This window comes from Mesorhizobium sp. B2-1-1 (assembly GCF_006442975.2).
Lineage (GTDB): Bacteria > Pseudomonadota > Alphaproteobacteria > Rhizobiales > Rhizobiaceae > Mesorhizobium.
The window spans coordinates 754,717-774,837 of sequence record NZ_CP083954.1 but is presented as its reverse complement, the minus strand read 5'-3'; the positions used below and the strand labels follow the sequence as shown (position 1 = coordinate 774,837).

21 protein-coding genes are annotated in these 20,121 nt (G+C 65.7%); 13 read left to right on the top strand and 8 right to left on the bottom strand.

Annotated elements, in window-relative coordinates; all coding sequences use genetic code 11:
* Positions 1-96: 96 nt before the first annotated feature.
* A complete protein-coding gene (gene tauA / locus FJ972_RS03665) occupies positions 97-1,113 on the bottom strand; it encodes a taurine ABC transporter substrate-binding protein (RefSeq protein WP_140524462.1) in 1,017 nt (338 codons plus the stop codon).
* 408 nt (positions 1,114-1,521) lie between these two features.
* On the opposite strand from tauA, the gene FJ972_RS03660 reads away from it, so the two are divergent.
* The 8 genes from FJ972_RS03660 (at position 1,522) to FJ972_RS03625 (ending at position 10,858) form a co-directional block, all read left to right on the top strand.
* A complete protein-coding gene (locus tag FJ972_RS03660) occupies positions 1,522-2,013 on the top strand; it encodes an RrF2 family transcriptional regulator (RefSeq protein WP_140491847.1) in 492 nt (163 codons plus the stop codon).
* A 25-nt stretch (positions 2,014-2,038) separates the two neighbouring features.
* On the top strand, positions 2,039-3,379 hold the full coding sequence (locus FJ972_RS03655; RefSeq protein WP_140491845.1) for an FAD/NAD(P)-binding protein: 1,341 nt from the start codon (positions 2,039-2,041) through the stop codon (positions 3,377-3,379).
* A gap of 204 nt (positions 3,380-3,583) precedes the next feature.
* Complete coding sequence (locus FJ972_RS03650; protein ID WP_140524460.1) at positions 3,584-5,041, top strand: pyridoxal-phosphate dependent enzyme; 1,458 nt, start codon at positions 3,584-3,586, stop codon at positions 5,039-5,041.
* Positions 5,038-6,207, top strand: coding sequence for a trans-sulfuration enzyme family protein (locus FJ972_RS03645; protein ID WP_140524459.1), 1,170 nt, complete (start codon positions 5,038-5,040; stop codon positions 6,205-6,207). The genes FJ972_RS03650 and FJ972_RS03645 overlap by 4 nt, the downstream gene beginning before the upstream one ends.
* A gap of 283 nt (positions 6,208-6,490) precedes the next feature.
* Positions 6,491-7,456, top strand: coding sequence for a GlxA family transcriptional regulator (locus tag FJ972_RS03640; protein ID WP_140524457.1), 966 nt, complete (start codon positions 6,491-6,493; stop codon positions 7,454-7,456).
* A gap of 310 nt (positions 7,457-7,766) precedes the next feature.
* Positions 7,767-9,071: a M24 family metallopeptidase gene (locus FJ972_RS03635; RefSeq protein ID WP_140524455.1), complete on the top strand. Its 1,305-nt coding sequence runs from the start codon at positions 7,767-7,769 to the stop codon at positions 9,069-9,071.
* Positions 9,072-9,186: 115 nt separating this feature from the next.
* On the top strand, positions 9,187-9,867 hold the full coding sequence (locus FJ972_RS03630; RefSeq protein ID WP_140491835.1) for an isochorismatase family protein: 681 nt from the start codon (positions 9,187-9,189) through the stop codon (positions 9,865-9,867).
* Between the two features lie 34 nt (positions 9,868-9,901).
* Complete coding sequence (locus FJ972_RS03625) at positions 9,902-10,858, top strand: alpha/beta hydrolase (RefSeq protein ID WP_140491833.1); 957 nt, start codon at positions 9,902-9,904, stop codon at positions 10,856-10,858.
* 18 nt (positions 10,859-10,876) lie between these two features.
* Here FJ972_RS03625 and FJ972_RS03620 read toward each other — a convergent pair whose 3' ends face one another.
* Both FJ972_RS03620 and rsmI read right to left on the bottom strand, forming a co-directional pair.
* Positions 10,877-11,254: a YraN family protein gene (locus tag FJ972_RS03620; RefSeq protein ID WP_181165189.1), complete on the bottom strand. Its 378-nt coding sequence runs from the start codon at positions 11,252-11,254 to the stop codon at positions 10,877-10,879.
* A complete protein-coding gene (gene rsmI, locus FJ972_RS03615; RefSeq protein ID WP_140563839.1) occupies positions 11,247-12,158 on the bottom strand; it encodes a 16S rRNA (cytidine(1402)-2'-O)-methyltransferase in 912 nt (303 codons plus the stop codon). The genes FJ972_RS03620 and rsmI overlap by 8 nt, the downstream gene beginning before the upstream one ends.
* A 199-nt stretch (positions 12,159-12,357) precedes the next feature.
* Between rsmI and FJ972_RS03610 the strand changes: the two genes are divergently transcribed.
* The gene (locus FJ972_RS03610) at positions 12,358-12,537 is read left to right on the top strand and encodes a hypothetical protein (RefSeq protein ID WP_140491829.1); all 180 of its coding nucleotides are present in this window, start codon (positions 12,358-12,360) and stop codon (positions 12,535-12,537) included.
* Between the two features lie 73 nt (positions 12,538-12,610).
* Here the strand turns inward: FJ972_RS03610 and FJ972_RS03605 are convergent, their stop codons facing one another.
* The 5 genes from FJ972_RS03605 to rph form a co-directional block, all read right to left on the bottom strand.
* The gene (locus FJ972_RS03605; protein ID WP_140491827.1) at positions 12,611-13,045 is read right to left on the bottom strand and encodes an EamA family transporter; all 435 of its coding nucleotides are present in this window, start codon (positions 13,043-13,045) and stop codon (positions 12,611-12,613) included.
* Between the two features lie 98 nt (positions 13,046-13,143).
* Positions 13,144-14,322: a radical SAM family heme chaperone HemW gene (gene hemW, locus FJ972_RS03600; RefSeq protein WP_140491825.1), complete on the bottom strand. Its 1,179-nt coding sequence runs from the start codon at positions 14,320-14,322 to the stop codon at positions 13,144-13,146.
* Positions 14,319-14,981, bottom strand: a complete 663-nt coding sequence (gene rdgB, locus FJ972_RS03595) for an RdgB/HAM1 family non-canonical purine NTP pyrophosphatase (RefSeq protein ID WP_140524450.1) — start codon at positions 14,979-14,981, stop codon at positions 14,319-14,321. The genes hemW and rdgB overlap by 4 nt, the downstream gene beginning before the upstream one ends.
* Complete coding sequence (locus tag FJ972_RS03590) at positions 14,981-15,391, bottom strand: VOC family protein (protein WP_140491818.1); 411 nt, start codon at positions 15,389-15,391, stop codon at positions 14,981-14,983. Before FJ972_RS03590 ends, rdgB begins: the two co-directional genes overlap by 1 nt.
* A gap of 183 nt (positions 15,392-15,574) precedes the next feature.
* Positions 15,575-16,291, bottom strand: coding sequence for a ribonuclease PH (gene rph / locus FJ972_RS03585; RefSeq protein WP_140524423.1), 717 nt, complete (start codon positions 16,289-16,291; stop codon positions 15,575-15,577).
* 185 nt (positions 16,292-16,476) lie between these two features.
* Here rph and hrcA point away from each other — a divergent pair, with 185 nt between their 5' ends.
* From hrcA to FJ972_RS03565, 4 genes are all read left to right on the top strand, one after another.
* The gene (hrcA, locus tag FJ972_RS03580) at positions 16,477-17,589 is read left to right on the top strand and encodes a heat-inducible transcriptional repressor HrcA (RefSeq protein WP_140524421.1); all 1,113 of its coding nucleotides are present in this window, start codon (positions 16,477-16,479) and stop codon (positions 17,587-17,589) included.
* A 37-nt stretch (positions 17,590-17,626) separates the two neighbouring features.
* Entirely contained in the window at positions 17,627-17,821 is a 195-nt protein-coding gene (locus FJ972_RS03575; RefSeq protein WP_140524420.1) for a hypothetical protein, read from the top strand.
* Positions 17,822-17,945: 124 nt separating this feature from the next.
* A complete protein-coding gene (locus tag FJ972_RS03570) occupies positions 17,946-19,316 on the top strand; it encodes a PQQ-dependent sugar dehydrogenase (RefSeq protein WP_140524418.1) in 1,371 nt (456 codons plus the stop codon).
* Between the two features lie 128 nt (positions 19,317-19,444).
* Positions 19,445-20,062 (top strand): LysE family translocator, encoded by a 618-nt coding sequence (locus FJ972_RS03565; RefSeq protein WP_140524417.1) that lies wholly within the window; start codon positions 19,445-19,447, stop codon positions 20,060-20,062.
* Positions 20,063-20,121: the final 59 nt, after the last annotated feature.

Sequence of the window (20,121 nt, the reverse complement as noted above, 5' to 3'; positions counted from 1 at the left end):
GCTCCGGGACAGACGACACGCGGCGTCAGGAAAGCCGCGCGCGTCTCATCGGGGCGCCACCTGCCCGTCGTGGCATGGGGCGCTCCAACGCTCGGGTCAGTTCGAGGCCAGCGCCTCGGTGACGTATTTCGATGTCACATATTTCGAATAGTCCGGCAGCACGGCGTCTACCTTGCCCTGCTCCTTGAGGAAGGCGGACGCGGCCGCGATCGCCTTGACCGTGCCGCCGCCGAGGAACTTGTCGGAGGCCTGTTCTTCGAGTGTCGGGAAGACGTAGCCCTTGAGCAGTTCAGGCACTTCCTCGACCTTGGCGCCGGTCAGCTTGGCGATCTCGGCCGCTTGCGGCGACGCTGCCGACCAGGCGTCGGGCTTAGCCAGGTACTCGGCATAGGCCGCACCCGTCACCTTGACGAAGTCGCGCACCGCTTCCGGGTTCTTTTCGGCAAAGTCGGTGCGCACGATCCAGGCGTCGAAGGTCGGCGCGCCCCAGGCGGCGACCTGGGAGGAATCCAGCACCACCTTGCCTGATGTCTTGACCTGGCCGAGCGCCGGATCCCAGACATAGGCCGCATCGATATCGCCGCGCGAAAAGGCGGCGGCGATTTCCGGCGGCCTGAGATTGAGGATCTCGACCGATTTCGGGTCGACATTCTCATGTTTCAGCGCGGCAAGCAGGCTGTAATGCGTCGTCGAGACGAAGGGCACGGCCACCTTCTTGCCGGCGAGGTCGGCGACCTTCTCTATGCCGGCGCCGTTGCGTGCGACCAAGGCCTCGGATGGCCCGATCAGGCCGACGACGAAGATGGTCTGGACCGGCAATTCGCGGCTCGCCGCCGCCGCCAGCGGGCTCGAACCGACATAGCCGATGTCTACCGAGCCGGATGCGACCGCGGCGATGACATCGGCGCCGGAATCGAATTTGCGCCAGTCGATGGCGGCGTTGGTAGCCTTTTCATAGGCACCATCGGCCTGCGGCACCTTGGAGGGTTCGACCACCGTCTGGTAGCCGATGGTGATCTTGAGGTCGTCGGCAAAAGCCGGGCCGAGGAAGGCGGCGCCGGCAAGTGCGGCCGTAGACAGGAGAAGGATGCGTCGCGAAATGGTGGTGGACATCAAGGGCTCCATGAAACAGGGGAAAACCGGATTGCTTCATGATAGTCCGCTAATTCTATGGTTCTTGTAGAGTTAAATTCTTCTAGCGGGGCTGGATTTGTTGGAAAAAGCTGCCGGTGCCGAGGTCCCCAGGCGGATTTGGCGGCTATGGCGCTTCAAGAGTGGCGAGATCATCACGTTCGGGAAGCTCCAGCCACCGCTACGGCCTCCGATCGCGAACGAGAATTCACGTTGCAGCCGCTTGAAAGGCAAATCCATGCTTCAGATGGATTGGAATTTAAAAACGTGTTCCGCCTGTTCGCGTTTAAGTATAGTAAACTTATGGATGCTTGAGCGCGGCGGGAGGCACGCCAGGCGTTTCGCAACGGATGGCCTCGAGCCATCGCATGACAGAGAAACGTTCGGATCATGCTCACCAAGAAAGGCAAGTACGGCCTCAAGGCGCTCGTCCATCTGGCGCGGATGCCGGCCGGGCAGCTTGCCTTCGTCAACGACATCGCGACCGGCAACAACATCCCGAAGAAGTTTCTCGACGCCATCCTGGGCGAACTGCGCAATGCCGGTTTCGTGCAGAGCCGCAAAGGCAAGGATGGCGGCTATCGCCTGGCGCGGCCACCGGAGGAAATCAGGGTCGGCCATGTCGTGCGTGTGCTCGACGGCCCGCTGGCGCCGATCCCTTGCGCCAGCCGTACCCAATACCAGCGCTGCGAAGACTGTAACGAGGCGACATGCCAGGTTCGACATCTGATGCTGGAAGTCCGGCAAGCGATCGCCGAGGTGCTCGACCAGCGCAGCCTCGCCGAGATGCGCGACATCGGCCTCGACGACCTTGGGGTCGCAAGGGGCCTCGACGACCTCTCGGTCGCGAGCGACGATCTGCCGGTTGCGGTGAAGGCCTGACGCCGGCGCGTCGCACGGGGCTGGCATGAGCGGCCGCGGCAACTCGATCATCATCGTCGGGGGCGGCGCCAGCGGGGTCGTGCTCGCCGCGCATCTGCTGAGACAGCCCAATCCCGACCTTCGCGTCACGCTGGTCGAGAAGCGCCCGCATTTCGGCCAGGGCATCGCCTATTCCACATTGCTCTCCGCGCATGTGCTGAACGTCAGCGCCGCCGGTATGAGCGCCTATGCCGACGATCCCGGCAATTTCTGGCGCTGGCTGCTGGAACGCGACCTGGCAACGCCCGAGCAGGCGCCGGTCTACGCGCCGCGCAGCATCTATGCCCGCTATCTCGGCGAATTGCTGGACGATCTCGAGGCGCGCGAGAGGGAGACCGGACGCCTCCGGCTGATCCATGAGGAAAGCCTGTCGATCTCGCCCACGGCCTCGGGGGTGGAAGTGGCGCTCGCCAACGGCACCAGCGTCGTCGCCCATCTGGCGGTGCTCGCCACCGGCCATGACGAGGTGCCGGCCATGGGGCAAGGCCATGCGGTTCGGATGGGGTCTGAGGCCGACACCGCGCTCGATCCCGACCGGAGCGTCATGGTGCTGGGAACGGGCCTCAGCATGGTCGACGCGTTCCTCGCCCTCGAACAGCGCGGCCACCGCGCCGAGATCGTCGCGGTGTCGCGGCGCGGCCTGCTGCCCTCGCCGCACCGCAAGGGCAATCCGATCAAGCTCGACGTCGCCGATATCCCGCTCGGCACCCAGCTTTCCTATTTCGTCGGCTGGTTCCGCGATTTGATCCGGGAAAACCAGAAGGCCGGCATCGACTGGCGCGACGTCGTCGACGGCCTTCGCCCGTTCAACCAGAAGATCTGGCAGAACTGGCCGGCCTCCGCCAAGCGTCGTTTCGTCGAGCACACCAAGGCGTGGTGGGACATCCACCGCCACCGCATGGCGCCCGAGGTCCATGCCCGCGTCACGCAAGCCGTGCAGTCCGGCCGCATCCGCCTCGTCGCCGGCCGTGTCGTCGACATCGCGGCGGGCGGCGAGTTCACGGTCCAGGTCCAGTCGCGCCACACCAAGCGGCTGGAGAGGTTCGAGGTCGCCCGCATCTATGATTGCTCCGGTATCGTCAGGGACATCTCGGCCTCGTCGAACAGCGTGGTGCGCTCGCTGGTCGACCGCGGGCTGGCGCGGCCGGATCCGCTGCGCATCGGCCTCGACGTGACGGCCAATTGCGAGATCATCGCCGGCGACGGCACGGTGTCCAGGAAAATCCTCGCCGTCGGCCCGCTGACCAGAGGCACCTTCTTCGAGATCGACGCCATTCCGGATATTCGCGTCCAGTGTGCGAGGCTGAGCAAGCAGCTGCTGGGGTAAAGTGTTGACGTCGGCGCTCTACGGCAGGCCAGAGGGGGGACGTGCCGCACAGTCCTGCAGCCGTTGCGCGTCGCAACCCGGAATTTCATTCTCCATCTAGCCGGTCGATTGGCACGATCTATCTTCTTTCCCACTGCAAAGGGCTGGAAAAGAGGATACGCTGCCGCCCTGCACGAGGCGGCCGCTTGATCATGGAGCATCGATATGAGCAGGCACAAGATTGCGCCCTCGGATAGCGCCCCTTTGGAAAGCGCCGCTTCGGAAAACGCAACGTCGCGCCTGCGGCCGCCTTACGGGTCGGTGCTCGACCTGATCGGCCAGACCCCCGTGGTCGAGCTGACCCAATTCGACACCGGCAAGTGCCGGCTGTTCATCAAGCTCGAAAGCCAGAATCCCGGCGGCTCGATCAAGGACCGTATCGCGCTGTCGATGATCGCGGCGGCCGAGAAGGAGGGCAGGCTGAAGCCAGGCGGCACGATTGTCGAGGCGACGGCCGGCAATACGGGCCTGGGGCTGGCCCAGGTCGGCATCCCCAAGGGCTACCGCATCATCCTGGTCGTGCCCGACAAGATGTCGCGCGAGAAGATCCAGCACCTGCGCGCACTGGGCGCGGAAGTGCGCATGACGCGCTCCGATGTCGGCAAGGGCCACCCCGAATATTATCAGGACATGGCCGAAAAAATCGCGGCCGAGCTGCCCGGCGCCTTCTACGCCAACCAGTTCGCCAATCCGGCCAACCCTGAGGCGCACGAAACCACCACCGGTCCGGAAATCTTTTCGCAGCTCGACGGCGATGTCGACGCGGTGGTGGTCGGCGTCGGCTCCGGCGGCACGCTGACCGGCCTTGGCCGGTTCTTCGCCAAGGCATCGCCGAAGACGGAAATGGTGCTGGCCGATCCGGTCGGCTCGGTGCTGGCGCCGCTGATCAAGACCGGCAAGATGGTGGAGGCCGGCAGCTGGACTGTGGAAGGCATCGGCGAGGACTTCGTGCCGCCCAATGCCGAGCTGTCGCTGGTCAAGAAGGCCTATTCCATATCGGACAAGCAGAGCATGCTGGCGGTGCGCGATCTCCTGTCCCGGGAAGGCATCCTGGCCGGCTCGTCTTCGGGCACGCTGCTGTCGGCCGCCTTGCGCTATTGCCGCGAGCAGACGTCGCCCAAGCGCGTCGTCACCTTCGTCTGCGACAGCGGCAACAAATATCTGTCGAAAGTCTTCGACGATTTCTGGCTGGCCGAGCAGGGGCTGGCCGAGCACGAGCAGCATGGCGACCTGCGCGACCTGGTGATGCGCACGCACCGCACCGGCGACACCGTCTATGTCGGTCCGGACGAGAGCCTGCTCAACGCCTATGGCCGCATGCGCCGCTCCGATGTCTCGCAGCTGCCGGTGCTCGACGACGGCAAGCTGGTCGGCATCGTCGACGAAAGCGACATTCTGGCCAAGGTCGACGGCCCCTATGAGGGCCGCTGGGAGCGCTTCAACGCGCCGGTACGCACGGCGATGACCTCCAATCTGCATACTTTGCAGGCCAGCCAGACGCTGGACGCGCTGCTGCCGGTATTCGACCGCAACGAGGTCGCCATCATCTTCGACGGCGACGAGTTCGTCGGCCTGATAACCCGCATCGACCTGATCAACCATTTGAGGCGCCGTGCACGATGACCGCATCCGGAAAGAACCGCCTGGCCTTCTCCACCCGCACCATCCATGGCGGCCAGAGCCACGATCCCCTGACCGGAGCGGTGATGGTGCCGATTTACGCCACCTCGACCTATGGCCAGCAGTCGCCCGGCGTGCACAAGGGCTTTGAATATGCCCGGAGCCAGAATCCGACGCGCTTTGCCTTCGAGCGCGCGGTGGCCGATCTCGAAAGCGGCTCGGCTGCCTTCGCCTTCGCCTCCGGGCTGGCGGCGATCGCCACCGTGCTGGAACTGCTCGATTCCGGCGCCCACATCGTCGCCACCGACGACATCTATGGCGGCTCCTTCCGCCTGATGGAGCGTGTGCGCAAGCGCTCCGCCGATCTCAAGGTGAGCTTCGTCGACTGCACCGACCTTGCGGTTATAGAGGCGGCAATCCGCCCGGAGACGAAAATGCTCTGGGTCGAGACGCCGACCAACCCGCTGCTGCGCATCATCGATCTCGAAGGCGTCGCAGCCCTTGCAAGGCGCAAGGGCATCCTCTCGGTCGCCGACAACACATTCTGCAGCCCCTATTTGCAGCGGCCGCTGGAGCTCGGCATCGACGTCGTGGTGCATTCGACGACGAAGTACCTCAACGGCCATTCCGACATGGTCGGCGGCGTGGCTGTTGTCGGCGACAACAAGGATCTGGCCGATCGCCTGAAATTCCTGCAGAACGCCATCGGCGCCATTTCGGGCCCGTTCGACAGTTTTCTCGCCCTGCGCGGCCTCAAGACATTGGCGCTGAGGATGGAGCGGCACTCGTCGAACGGCCTCAAGATCGCGCAGTGGCTGGAAGCCCGCAAGGATGTGCGCCGGGTCATCTATCCCGGCCTCGCCAGCCATCCGCAGCATGCCGTTGCCGTCCAGCAGATGCATGCGTTCGGCGGCATGATATCAGCCGTGCTCGACCGCGACCTCGCCGGCACGAAACGCTTCCTCGAACGCACGCAATTGTTCACGCTGGCCGAAAGCCTCGGTGGCGTGGAGAGCCTGATCGAGCATCCGGCGCTGATGACGCATGGATCGATCCCGGCGGAGAAGCGCGAAGAGATCGGCATATCGGATTCGCTGGTGCGGCTGTCGGCGGGCATCGAGGATGGCGACGATCTGATCGCGGACCTGGAGCAGGCGCTGGGGGGCTGAGCGGCGGCGCTCCCGCTGAGACGAGCCAGTCTCCAAGCCAGCGCTGCCCCTTACCTGCCTGCCGGCATCCTCCCGTATAGTGACGGGGAGAGGGGCGCTGTGTCTCGATTTGCGCCAATTATCAACGGCGGCAAGAGGGAGCCGGGGTTGCGGTATCTCCCTTCTCCCCGTCACTATACGGAGAGAAGGTGCCGGCAGGCGGATGAGGGGCAGCGCCAACTTCGCAGAAAGCCAGCCACAACCCCGTTGACCCCAAATCCCATCTGCCCGAGATGTAGAGCCTATGGCCACGCGCGACACATCTCCAGACGCTCCCCTCACTTTCGCGGTGCTGGTCTTCCCCGGCTTTCCGATGATGGCGTTCAGCTCGGTCATCGAGCCGCTGCGCGCGACCAATGTGCTGGCGAAGCGGGAATGCTATCGCTGGATCATCGTCGGCGCTACCCAGGGCGCGGTCGAGGCCTCGAACGGCGTCGTCATCCAGCCGCGCTTCTATGCCGGGGATGCGCCGAAGGTCGACCGCATCGTCGTCTGCTCAGGCGGCGATGCCGATCATCTCGTTGCCGAGGATGCGGCAAGCTGGATCCGCCGCAGCTTGCGCAGTGGCGCCCATATCGGCGCGGTGGCGGACGCCGCCTTCTTCCTCGCCCGCGCCGGCCTGCTCGACGGCCATGCCTGCACCTTGCACTGGACCAGCCAGGCGGCCTTCACCGAGGCCTTTCCCAATGTCGAGCTGAGGCGCGACCTCTATGTCATCGACCGCAAGCGTTTCACCTCGGCCGGCGGCGTCGGCAGCCTCGACATGATGCTGGAGATCATTACCCGCGACTACGGCGCCGAGCTTGCGGCCGGCGTCGCCGAATGGTTCGTGCACAGCCAGCTGCGCTCCAGCGTCGACCGCAAGCTGATGCCGCTGCGCCTGCGTACCGGCGTCCGGAACGAGCTGGTGCTGTCGGCCATCGCCATCATGGAGGACGCGGTCGAGGAGCGGCTCGGCATGGCGGAGCTCACTGCGCGGCTCGGCGTGTCGTCCGACAAGCTCGAACGCTCCTTCCGCTCCGAACTCGCCATCTCGCCCAATGGCTACTATCGGCGGCTCAGGCTGAAACGCGCCGCCGATCTCCTGGCGCACTCGACGCTCGCCGTGCGCGACGTGGCGCTCGCCTGCGGCTTTGCCTCGATGTCGAGCTTCGCGCGCGCCTTTCGCGAGGAGCACGGCCATCCTCCGAAGCTGGCGCGACGGCATTAGAGGTCTTGCTGGCGCTGAGAGACGTCGCCCCCCTCTGTCCTGCCGGCCATCTCCCATACGAGGGTCCCTCAAGGGGGGAGATTGAACGTCACAACAGCTTTCGCCAATTTTCACGGAAGAAGCGACGAGGTCAAAGCTGCCAATCTCCCCACTTGAGGGGGAGATGCCCGGCAGGGCAGAAGGGGGGCGCTTGGCACCTGCATCTCTTATTACCAGCGGCATCTCGCACAACAAGCGCGGTTTTCCGCACAATCCCTCGTTATCTCCTGCGCCATGGTCTGATCTTGCAAACCACCCAAGGTCAGCCCCCATGAGCATCGTCGTATTCGACCCCGACAGCACTGAAGACGTCGACTTCAAGGACCGCATGCGCCACCCCGCGGCGGCCGATTCGGCGGGCGGCATGTGGCTGTCCGACACCGAGCCGTCCTTCATCGATGCCGACGCCCTTCGAAAAGGCCGGCTGGCCAAGCTGCGCGGCTGGATGCGCGAGGCCGGCTATGGCGGCGCTGTGCTGTTCGACCCGTACAACCAGCGCTACGCCACCGGCTCGCGCAACATGTTCGGCTATTTTCTGCGCAACTCGACCCGTTATTTCTTCATTCCGACCGAAGGGCCGATCGTGCTGTTCGAATATCCGCAGAGCTACCATGTCTCGATGGTGCTCGACACGATCGACGAGGCGCGTCCTTCCAAGCTCGTCTGGTCGTCGGTATCGGGCCGCGACGACGAGACCGCCGGTCCCTTCGCCGACGAGATCGCCGAACTCCTGAAGCAGCATGGCGGCGGCTCGATGAAACTCGGGCTCGACCGTTGCAGCCATCTGCAGGCGCTGGCGCTGGAAAAGCGCGGTTGCGAGGTCCGGGATTGCCAGGGCGAGATCCTGGCGGTGCGCGCGGTCAAGACGCCGGAGGAAGTGAAATGCCTGCAGGTGTCGATGGCCGGCGCGGAAGCCGCCGTCTATGCCGTGCGCGAGGCGATCAAGCCCGGCGTTTCCGAGAACGAGCTGTTCGCCATCATGTATGGCGAGGTCATCCGCCAGGGCGGCGAGTTCATCGAGACGCGGCTGTTGACGTCCGGCCAGCGCACCAATCCCTGGTTCAACGAGGCCAGCGGGCGAAAAATCCGGCCAGGCGAGTTGCTGGCGCTCGATACCGACACGATCGGCTGCTATGGCTATTATTCGGATTTCTCGCGCACCTTCCGCTGCGGGCCCGGCAAGCCGACCCCCTATCAGAAATCGCTCTACCGCATGGCGCACGACCAGGTTCAGCACAATATCTCGATCGTGAAGCCGGGCATGGCTTTCCGCGAGATCGCCGAAAAGGCGTGGAAGATCCCCGACCGCTTCGTCGACCAGCGCTACACCTCGGTCATGCACGGCGTCGGCATGCATGGCGAGACGCCCTTCATCGCGCACGCCATGGACTACGAGACCTATGGCCGCGACGGCCATATCGTGCCAGGCATGGTGGTGAGCGTGGAAAGCTATATTGGCGAGAAGGGCGGCCGCGAGGGCGTCAAGCTGGAGGATGAAATCCTGATCACCGAGACCGGCACCGAGCTCCTGTCGCGCTTCCCCTATGAGGATGAGTTTCTGGAGAAGCAGGTTTGACATCCACTGCCCGCCTCGGCGACGCATCGCAGCTGAAGAACGAGCGCCTCATTCCTTGGCGCCCCCCTCTGTCCCTCCAGCGTTTGGAAGTATCTTGGGGGCCAGGCGCATCCGCATGAAAAGCCCTATCTCCGTCAAGCGCGGCACCGTGGCCGCTGTCTTCATCGACCTGCAGGAAGAGCACCGGCAGGACCCGCGCTACCTGGTCGAGGGTTTTGACAAGATTCTCGCCAACGTCCAGCGGCTGCAGGCGGCGGCGCGGCAGAACAATGTGCCGCTCTATCACTGGGCCTACATTGTCGATCTCGACAAGCAGGAGCGGCCCTTTCACCCTGTTGGAACCGACGGCAAGTCGGCCTTCTCCGACAAGAGCGATCCGCTGACCGAGATCTGCCGTGAGGTGGCGCCTGCTGATGGCGAGGCGCTGCTGATCAAGGCCGAGGCCAGCGCCTTCCGCGCGGGACCGGCCGCCGATCGGCTCAAGGCTTCCGGCGTCGAATGGCTGGTCATATCTGGCGTGTGGACCGAGGCCTGCATCGATGCCACCGTGAAGGACGCCGTGGCGCGCGGCTTTCGCGTGCTGCTGGTCAAGGACGCCTGCGGCAGCGGCAGTGCCGCCATGCACCAGACCGCAATCCTCAACCTCGCCAACCGGCTCTATGGCGGCGCCGTCACCGACACCGACGGCGCCTGCCTGCTGCTGGCTGGCGAGAGCGTCGCCGTCTGGCAGGTCGAGGGCTCGGTGCCGCTGCGTTTCAGCTTTGAAAACGCGGCCAGGCTTTACAGCGAGCTTTGAGGCAATGCCTTCCGAAACCGTGGGCAGCACTGAAATGACCGGTCGCAGCAAATACGCGACGCGGCTCGACCCTGCGCTGTGGGCCTATATAGACGGCATCAACGCCTGGTATCCGCCCGAGACGATCGACCTGCCGATCGCCAAGCAGCGTGCGATCTATGACAGGATGTGCCGGGCGCTTCGCCAGCCCTATCCGCCGGGGGTGACGGCGAGCGACGACCTCATCGCCGCCCCCGGCCGGAACATCGCGGTGCGGCACTACGGGATGGCAGGCACGGCCGCGCGGGCCACGGTGCTTTATTACCATGGCGGCGGCTTCATCCTGGGCGGGCTCGACAGCCATGACGACATCTGCGCCGAGATCTGCGCCGGCACCGGCTTTGCCGTGCTCTCGGTCGACTATCGGCTGGCGCCCGAACATCTCCACCCCGCCGCCTTCGACGACGCTCTGGCCGCCTTCGAATGGGCGGCGGCTAGAGCGAACGGGCCACTGCTGCTGTCCGGCGAGAGCGCCGGCGGCAATCTGGCGGCGGCGGTCAGTCACGCGACGCGCGCTCGCGCGAAGAGGCCGACCGGCCAGGTGCTGATCTATCCCGGCCTCGGCGGCGACGAGACTGCCCGCTCCTACATCGAGCATGCCGAGGCGCCGCTTCTGTCGACCGGCGACGTCGCTTTCTACCGCCACGTCCGCTCGGCCAAGAGACAGGCGCCGGACGATCCGACCTTCTCGCCGCTGCGCGCCGCCGACTTCTCCGGCCTGCCGCCCACCATTGTCGTTACCGCCGAATGCGACCCGCTGTCGTCGGACGGCGAGGCCTATCGCGACCGCATCCTGGCCGCCGGCGGCAAAGCGAGCTGGCACGAGGAGAAGCGCCTCGTGCACAGTTTCCTGCGCGCCCGCACCACCGTGCCGGCTGCCGCCGAGGCGTTCCGGCGCATAATCGCGGCGATCGCGGCACTTGGCGCGGGCGAATGGCCCGTCGAACACTGAACCCGAGCGACGCAGCCCTCAATTGCGCCCGTAAAACGCGTTCGGGACATGCACCGGCCAGCGCCATGGCAGCACGGCGATCATGTCGAACCGCATCGACAGCCTGCCGTAATCCGGCTGGCGCGACAGCCAGATGTCGGCGGCGCCTTCGATGCGGCGCTCCGATTCATGGGCGATCGCCTCCATCGCTTCCATCAGCGTGCGGCGCGCCTTGACCTCGACGAACAGCACCAGGTCGCCGCGCCGCGCGATCAGGTCGATCTCGCCGAAACGGGTGCGATGGCGGCGCGCCAGGATCCGGTAGCCTTTCAGCACCAGCGCCGCCGCCGCCAGCCATTCGCCGCGATGGCCGCGCCGGTAGGCCTTTTGACGGCTGACGCTCGGGAGCCTAGCCACGGTCCTCTCCAGAGGCATCCCTGAGTTCCAGCAGCCGCCGGTAAAGCGCCTGCTTCTGGCCGCCGGTCATCTTCGCCGCTTCCGCCGCCGCCTTCGAAGCCGGCATTTCGGCGGCGAGCGACAACAGCATCCGGTCGATATCGGCCGGCTCGTCCGCCCTGGCCTCGGCCGGACCGACGCACACCACGATCTCGCCCTTCGGCGTATCGGCCGCCGCATAGTGGTCGGCCAGCGCCCGCAGCGTGCCGGTGCGCATCTCCTCGAAGGTCTTGGTCAATTCCCTGCCGATCGCTGCCTTGCGCTCGCCGCCAAGCGCTTCGGCCATCGCGCCGAGAGACTCGGCCAGCCGGCGCGGCGATTCGAAGAAGATCAGCGTCGCCGGCACCGCTTTAAGCGCGTCCAGCCGCGCCAGCCGCTGCCCCGCCTTGACCGGCAGGAAGCCGGAGAACAGGAAGGCATCCGAAGGCAAGCCGGATGCGGTGAGCGCGGCAAGCGGCGCGGACGGACCGGGGATGGGCACGACGCGAATGCCCTGGTCGAGCGCCTCGCCGACCAGCCGGTAGCCGGGATCGGAAACCAGCGGCGTGCCGGCATCCGAGATCAGCGCCACGCTCTGCCCCGACTGGAGCGCCGCTATCAATTTTGGCCCGGCCTCGCCGGCATTGTGCTCGTGATAGGCCGTGGTGCGGCGGCGGATGCCGTAGCGGTCGAGCAGCACGCGCGACACGCGCGTGTCCTCGCAGGCGACCATGTCGGCGGCGGCCAGCGTCTCAAGCGCGCGCAGCGTGATGTCGGCGAGATTGCCGATCGGCGTCGCCACCAGATAGAGTGCCGGTTCGAGCGGCCGGGCCGCGATCTCGGTCTGCCCGATCACATAGCTGCGCTTTCCCGTCTCGCCAGTCACCGGTGCCTTCTCCGTCAGCGGCGCGCCCGCGTCCAGATGGAGCCGCGAAGGACGTTCCGAAATCATCCGCCCTGTTTGGCACGGCCCGCGCCGGGTTGCAAAAGCCGCTGTAATGCAAGGCGAGCGCCATTCCTTCGCCACAGTAGGGAACGAAACCGTCTTTCGCAGATTTAGCCCCTGATTCCCCCGGGAGGACAGGATGGACAGACTGACCATACAGGACGCTTTCGAGCCCTACTATGCAGGCCGCAAGCGCTTTGCCGCGCAAGGAGACGGGAAGCCGCCCGCCACCACGGACGGCAAGCAGGGGCCCGCGCGCCGCCCGCCACCAGAGATCAAGCTACCCGACAACGAACCCGACAGCACGACGGAGCACTGACCGGACGATGCCCAATCGCTTCGATATTTTCATCACCCGTCTCGAAACCAAGAACGCCCGCCACGGCGCAGCACTACCCTCGATAAGCGACCAGCACCGCGCCCGCCGCGATAAGGGCGACGCCAAGCCAGTTCGCACCGGTGAGCCGCTCGCCGAGAAAGACCGCGCCAAACACCGCCACAAGCACGACGCTTAGCTTGTCGATGGGCGCCACCTGCGCCGCATTGCCGATTTTCAGCGCGCGGAAATAGCAGAGCCACGAGGCTCCGGTCGCCAGTCCCGACAGGCTAAGGAAAAGCCAGGTCTTCCCGGAGATCGAGGCCCACGATTGGAATTGGCCGCTGGCGGCGAGGATCGCCGCAAGCACGACCAGGATGATGGCTGTCCGGATGAGGGTGGCGAAATCGGAATTGATGGTCTCGATGCCGACCTTGGCGAAGATCGCCGTCAGCGCCGCGAAAGTCGCCGACAACAGCGCCCAGAATTGCCAGGAGAGCGGCAGGTTCATTCGGATAGCCTCACCGGTCGGGTCTCAACTCAGATACCGCGAAACAGCCGCCTCCAGAAGCGTAATCTTGGCTTCGAGATTGGGAGCAGCATCCCAGCCTACCGTGCCAGATCGGCCACCACGGCGTCGAGCACGATCATGCCGGCGGGCGTGGCGCGCAGGCGGGCGTTGCCGATCGGCGCCACCAGCCCTTCGCCTTGCAGCACCGACAGCCGTGCGCTCGACAGGCCGCGCCCGGAAAACGCTTCGTAGCGCGACAGGTCGATGCCTTCCGCCAGCCTCAGTCCCATCAGCAGGAACTCGTCAGCCTCTTCGGAGCGCGTCAGGGTCTCGCCGCCGGTGACGCCATGGCCCTTGGCCTCGACCAGATTGGCCCAGGTTTCCGGCATCCTCTCCGCGATGGTCACGACGCGGTGGCCGTTCTCGACGAAGCGGCCATGCGCGCCAGGGCCGACGCCGACATATTCGCCATAGCGCCAGTAGGTCAGATTGTGCCGGCTTTCGGCACCCGGCCGGGCGTGGTTTGAGATCTCATATGCCGGCAAACCATGGGCTGATGTCACCTCTTGCGTCAGCGCATAAAGGTCGGCGGCGTGGTCGTTGTCGGGGATGATGAATTTCTTCGCCGCGTGCAGCGCGTGGAACGGCGTGCCTTCCTCGATGGTCAGCTGATAGAGCGACAGATGGTCGGCGGCGTGGCCGATCGCCTGTTCGAGCTCCGATGCCCAGGCCTCCGGCGTCTGGCCTGGCCGTGCGTAGATCAGGTCGAAGGAGAGCCTTGGGAATATCTCCCGCGCGAGCCCGATCGCGTGCAGCGCCTCGTCCACATTGTGCAGCCGGCCAAGGAAGCGCAAATCCTTGTCGTTCAGCGCCTGCACGCCGAGCGAGACCCGGTTGACGCCCGCAGCGCGATAGCCGCGAAAGCGTTCGGCTTCGACCGAGGAGGGATTGGCCTCCAGCGTCACCTCGATGCCGTCGGGCACCGTCCAGTTCTTCGCCACGGCGTCCAGGACCCTGGCCACCGTTTCCGGCTTCATCAACGACGGCGTGCCGCCGCCGAGAAAGATGCTGGTCACCTCGCGTGGGCCGGTGCGCTGGCGCATCGTCGCCAGTTCCGCCTCGAAGGCGGCGGCAAAGCGCTCCTGGTCGACCGGCTGGTGGCGGACATGGCTGTTGAAGTCGCAATAGGGGCATTTGGCCGCGCAGAACGGCCAATGCACATAGACGCCGAAACCGGGGCTGCGGTCGAGCGGCATGGTGGCGCCGGGCCTGATCATGCCGAGCCTAACCGGGCCAGACCCAATCGGGCTTGGGCGAATTTCTGGAAGGCGCGGGCGCGGTGCGACAGCGCCGTAGCCTGGCCGGGTTTCCAGCCGTGTTTTTCCTCGGCACTCATCTCGCCGAAGGTCTTTTCGAAGCCGTCGGGCAGGAACACCGGGTCGTAGCCGAATCCGAGCTCGCCGCGCGGCGGCCAGACCAGCGTGCCTTCGGCCTCGCCGCGGTAATATTCGGCCTCGCCATCGGGAAAGGCGAGGCAGATGACGGCGACGAAGCGTCCCGTGCGCTGCGCGGGCGTGGCGGCGCCGACTTCCTGCAGCGCCACTTCGGTGCGCTGCATGGCGATGCCGAAATCCCTGCTGCCATCAGGCGTTTCGGCCCAGTTGGCGGTGTAGACGCCGGGCGCGCCGTCGAGCGCGTCAACGCACAGGCCCGAATCGTCCGACAGCGCCGGCAGGCCCGTCGCCTTGGCCGCGGCGAAGGCCTTGATATAGGCGTTCTCCTCGAAGGTTGTGCCGGTCTCCTCGGGTTCGGGCAAGCCATAGTCCTTCGCCGATTTCGCCTCGAATCCGAATGGCGCCATCAGATCGGCGAATTCGCGCAGCTTGCCTTCATTGTGGCTGGCGACGACGATCTTTTTTCCGTCGAGAAAATGCATCAAAGTCCCCAGATTCTCGGCTCGGCGAATTCGATCGAATTGCCGGAGGGATCGCGGATATAAAGCGAGCGGCCGCCTTGCGGCCATTCGAATTCGCTTTCGACAGCGATGTTCTTCGCCTTCAGATGGGATTTCCAGCGGCTGATTTCATCGGCGGTCGCCGCAAAGCAGAGATGGCCTTCGCCCGATGTGCCGTGTGGCGGCACTTTCAGCCTCGCGTCGGGCGCGGGCGGGACCTTGGTCGCCTCGGCGTTGAAGATCAGCAGCACGCCGGCTCCGCAACGGAAGAAGAGATGGCGGCCCTCGACCTTGCCGAGAGGAGTGAGGCCGAGGATGTCGGTGTAGAAGGCTTCGGCAGCGGCGAGGTCGGTGACGTAAAGAGCGGATTCAAGAATTGCAGAGGGGATCACGAGGCACCCCCCTCTGGCCTGCCGGCCATCTCCCCCGCAAGGGGGGAGATTGGCGGCGTTGCCGAAAGCGCTCGTCCTGCAATGCCGGAGATTGGCGAAGGCAGAGGTGACAACCGATCTCCCCCCTTGCGGGGGAGATGGCCGGCAGGCCAGAGGGGGGCGCCTGGGCTCGACATTGAAAGCCTAAACCACCGCCATCTGCTGCAAACTCACCAGCCTCTGGATGCCTTTCTTGGCCAGGCCCATCAGCTCGGCGAACTGCCCTTCCGAAAAGGGCTCGCCCTCGGCCGTGCCTTGGATCTCGACGATGCCGCCCTTGCCGGTCATGACGAAATTGGCGTCGGTGCCGGCCGAGGAATCCTCGATATAGTCGAGGTCGATGACCGGCTGGCCGTCATGGATGCCGCAGGAAATCGCCGCGACATGGTCTTTCAGCACCTTGGCGACGCTCACCATCTGCCGGGCCTCCATCCAGCGCAAGCAATCGTAGAGCGCCACCCAGCCGCCCGTGATGGAGGCGGTGCGGGTGCCGCCATCGGCCTGGATGACGTCGCAGTCGACGGTGATCTGCTGCTCGCCCAGCGCCTGCAGGTCGACCACCGCGCGCAGCGAGCGGCCGATCAGCCGCTGGATCTCCAGCGTGCGCCCGCCCTGCTTGCCGGCGGAGGCCTCGCGGCGCATGCGCTCGCCTGTCGAGCGCGGCAGCATGCCATATTCGGCCGTCACCCAGCCTTTCCCGGAATTGCGCATCCAGCCCGGCACCTTTTCTTCCAGGCTTGCCGTGCACAAGACATGCGTGTCGCCGAACTTCACCAGGCACGAGCCTTCGGCATGTTTGGAGATGCCGCGCTCGAAGGAGATGGCGCGCATTTCGTCGAACTGGCGTTTGGAGGGGCGCATTCGGCCTGCTTTCTTGTCAGCTTTTTTGAATCTTGGCCGGCTTTTAGACGCATGCGGGGCACGGCGTAAAGGAAAATGGACCGGCGGCCGCAAACGCGGCGACACCGGGGTGATCGCGCAACACGACACCGGGTTGCGCGCAGCGCCGCGAAGTCTATATCCTTGAACCGGAGGTTATGGCCGCAATGACCAAGGCAGTCGATCCCGCTTCGCAGTCGCTCGCTCTTCACACGCCGGCACTTCAGGCGCCCGCACTTCAGGCGCTCGACATGCGTTCGCGCGACATCTTCCGGCGCATCGTCGATTCCTATCTGAGGGACGGCGAGCCCGTGGGATCGCGCAGCCTGTCGCGCATCCTGCCGTCCTCGCTGTCGCCCGCCACCATCCGCAACGTGATGAGCGACCTCGAACATCTCGGCCTGATCTACGCGCCGCACATCTCGGCCGGCCGTCTGCCGACGCAGGCCGGCCTGCGCTTCTTCGTCGACGCCTTTATGGAACTGGGCGACCTCTCCGACGAGGAGCGGCGCAGCATCGAGGCGCAGGTGCGAGCCTCCGGCTCGGGCGCTACCCTGGAACACATGCTGACCGAGGCCAGCCAGATGCTGTCGGGCATGTCGCGCGGCGCCGGCCTGGTGCTGGCCGCCAAGAACGAGGTGGCCCTTAAGCACATCGAGTTCATCCAGCTCGAACCGACCAAGGCGCTGACCGTGATGGTGTCGCAGAACGGCGACGTCGAGAACCGGGTCATCGATCTGCCGGCCGGCATCACCGTCTCGCAATTGCACGAGGCCTCGAATTTCCTCAACGCCCATATTCGCGGCCGTACGCTGGCCGAGGCGCGGGCGGAGGTCGAGCGTATCAAGGAAGAGACAAGGGCAGCGCTCGACACGCTGTCGCAGGACCTGGTGGAGAAAGGGCTGGCGGTGTGGGCCGGCGCGGAAAGCGGCCTGCCGGCGCGCCTGATCGTGCGCGGCCGCGCCAATCTGCTCGAAAACGTCACCGCCCAGGCCGACATCGAACTCCTGCGCCACCTGTTCGAGGACATGGAGACGCAGGACGGGCTGATCCAGCTGCTCGACCTCGCCGAGGCGGGACCGGGCGTGCGCATCTTCATCGGCTCGGAAAACAAGCTTTTCTCGCTCTCCGGCTCGTCGCTGGTCGTGGCGCCTTACCGCGACAAGGACGCCCGCGTCGTCGGCGCGCTCGGAGTCATCGGCCCGACCCGGCTCAACTATGCCCGCATTGTCCCGATGGTCGACTATACGGCGCAGCTGATATCGCGCATGCTGCGCTGAGAGCTGGGATCGATCCAGCCGGCCGAGGAGAGAAAAGATGGCGCTGGAATCGTTCAAGGCCCAGATCAGCCTGCTGCTGGAGGAGATGGTCAACCAGCCTGAGGATGTGCGCGAAGTGCAGGAGCAATTGCGCGAGAAGCTGCGCGAAATCCGCGCCATGGGCATGCCGCTGCCGGCCGACCTCGTCGAACTGGAAAAGAACCTCGACGCCGATCTCGACGCGGATACCTGACCCGAATTCCTTCAACTCCCCGTTTCGTCCGGAACGACTGCCGAGCCCGCCCGTTCCCTTGGTGCATGTGACCTCGGTCTTGGGACAACGACATGCATGAAGAAGCGAGAAGCTGGAGACTGGGATGATCCGACTTGCCGGCGCGGTGGCGCTCCCTGCTGCCTTGCTCTTCGCCGCGACGGCATTGGCCCAGCAGGCAGAGCCGGTGCTGAAGGGCGCGGCCGCATTCGGTGACTGGCGTGCCGACGAGCCGGGCGTGCGCCGGCTGATCAGGCCGCAAGACCAGCCCCGGCCCTATGTCACCAGATCCGCTTCGAACAGCGCCGGTCCGGTGCAAAGGCCTCGAGGCGCCGAGCCGCGGCTGCCGGCGGGTTTTTCGGCGGAACTGATCGCGTCGGGCATCGATAATCCGCGCGTCGTGCGTGTCGCGCCCAATGGCGACCTGTTCGTCGCCGACAGCGAGGCCAACCAGATCCGCGTCTACCGTCTCGGCGAGGGCAGCGCGAAACCTGTCAGGGACGGCATCTTCGCCCGCAATCTCAACCGGCCCTACGGCATCGCCTTCTATCCGCCAGGGGACAGCCCGCAGTGGATCTATGTCGCCAACAGCGACAGCATCGTGCGCTTTCCCTACCGCGATGGCGACCTGAAGGCCTCCGGCGAGCCGGAAACCGTCGTCCGCGATATTCCGGCCACTCATCACTGGACCCGCGACGTCGCGTTCTCGCCGGACGGCAAGACGCTGTATCTCTCGGTCGGCTCCGGTTCGAACGCCGCCCAGGACATGGCAAAAAAACCGCGGGGCGGGCTCGACGCCTGGGCCAGGTCGAAGCCGCTCGGCGCCACCTGGGGCGCGGAGGAAGGCCGCGCCGACGTCAGGGCTTTCGACCCGGACGGTAGGAATGGCCGCATCGTTGCCACCGGCTTGCGCAATTGTTCGGGCATGGCCATGCAGCCGGCGGCGGGCGCGCTGTGGTGCGTGGTCAACGAGCGCGACGCGCTCGGCGACAACGTGCCGTTCGAATATGCGACCGAAGTGAAGGAAGGCGCCTTCTACGGCTGGCCCTGGTACTATATCGGCGACAATGAGGATCCGCGCCACAAGGGCGCGCGTCCCGACCTTGCCGGCAAGGTCACCGTCCCCGACATTCTGATGCAGGCGCATTCGGCGCCGCTCAACATCGCCTTCTACGACGGCAGGAATGTCCGCGCGGGATCCGGTTTTCCGGCCGAATACAGGGGCGACGCCTTCGTCGCCCTGCACGGTTCGTGGAATCGCGGCAACAGGACCGGCTACAAGGTGGTGCGGCTCAAGTTCAAGGACGGCAAGCCGACCGGCGAATATGAGGATTTCATGACCGGCTTCGTCACCTCCGGCGGCGAGGTCTGGGGCCGGCCGGTCGGCGTGGCGGTGGCGAGCGACGGCGCGCTGATCGTCACCGAGGACGGCAACGGCACCATCTGGCGCGTGACCTACGGCGACGGCCGGTCCTGATCCGCTGGGAGGCCTCGAGCACGGGGCATGCCTGGTGCAACCAAATCCGGCTCCAGGCAATTCCCGCCCGCGAAACTCTGTGCGACAAGGCGCCGTCCCAGCAGTTTCGCGGACGCAAGGCTCGATCCATGACCCTCACCGGCTTCCTCGCCTACAGCGCCGCCCGCGGCTTGGCCGCGGCCATTCCCGGCCCCGGCGTCACCGCGCTTGTGGCGCGCGCGCTCGGTTCCGGCTTCCGCTCGTCGCTGGCCATGTCCTTCGGCCTGATGCTCGGCGACCTCCTTTATCTCACCGCCGTGGTGCTTGGGCTTGCCTTTGTCGCGCAGACCTTCGGCTTGGTGTTCCTCGCCGTCAAATGGGCCGGCGTCGCCTATCTCGCCTTCCTCGGCTGGCGCTTCTGGACCGCCGGCATCACGCCCGAGACGGTCGAGGCCAGGAAAGGCAAGGGCGGGCTGGCGTCGAGCTTCCTCGCCGGCCTGACGGTGACGCTCGGCAATCCGAAGACGATGATCTTCTATCTCGCCATCACGCCGACCATCGTCGACCTCAAGACCATCACGCTGGCCGACTACGGCATCCTCGCCGCACTCACCGTCCTCGTCCTGTTCGTGGTGCTGGTGCCTTATCTGGCGCTGGCGGCCAAGGCGCGCTGGTTCCTGCGCTCGCCGCGCGCCCTGAAGGCGCTGAACCGCACCGCGGCCGGTTTCATGGTCGGCGCGGCGGCGGCGATCGCCGCCCGCCAATAGGGCCATTTTTGCCAAGGCATTCCGCCGGACTGGCTTTTGCGGGAACGCTTTTCCGAGGC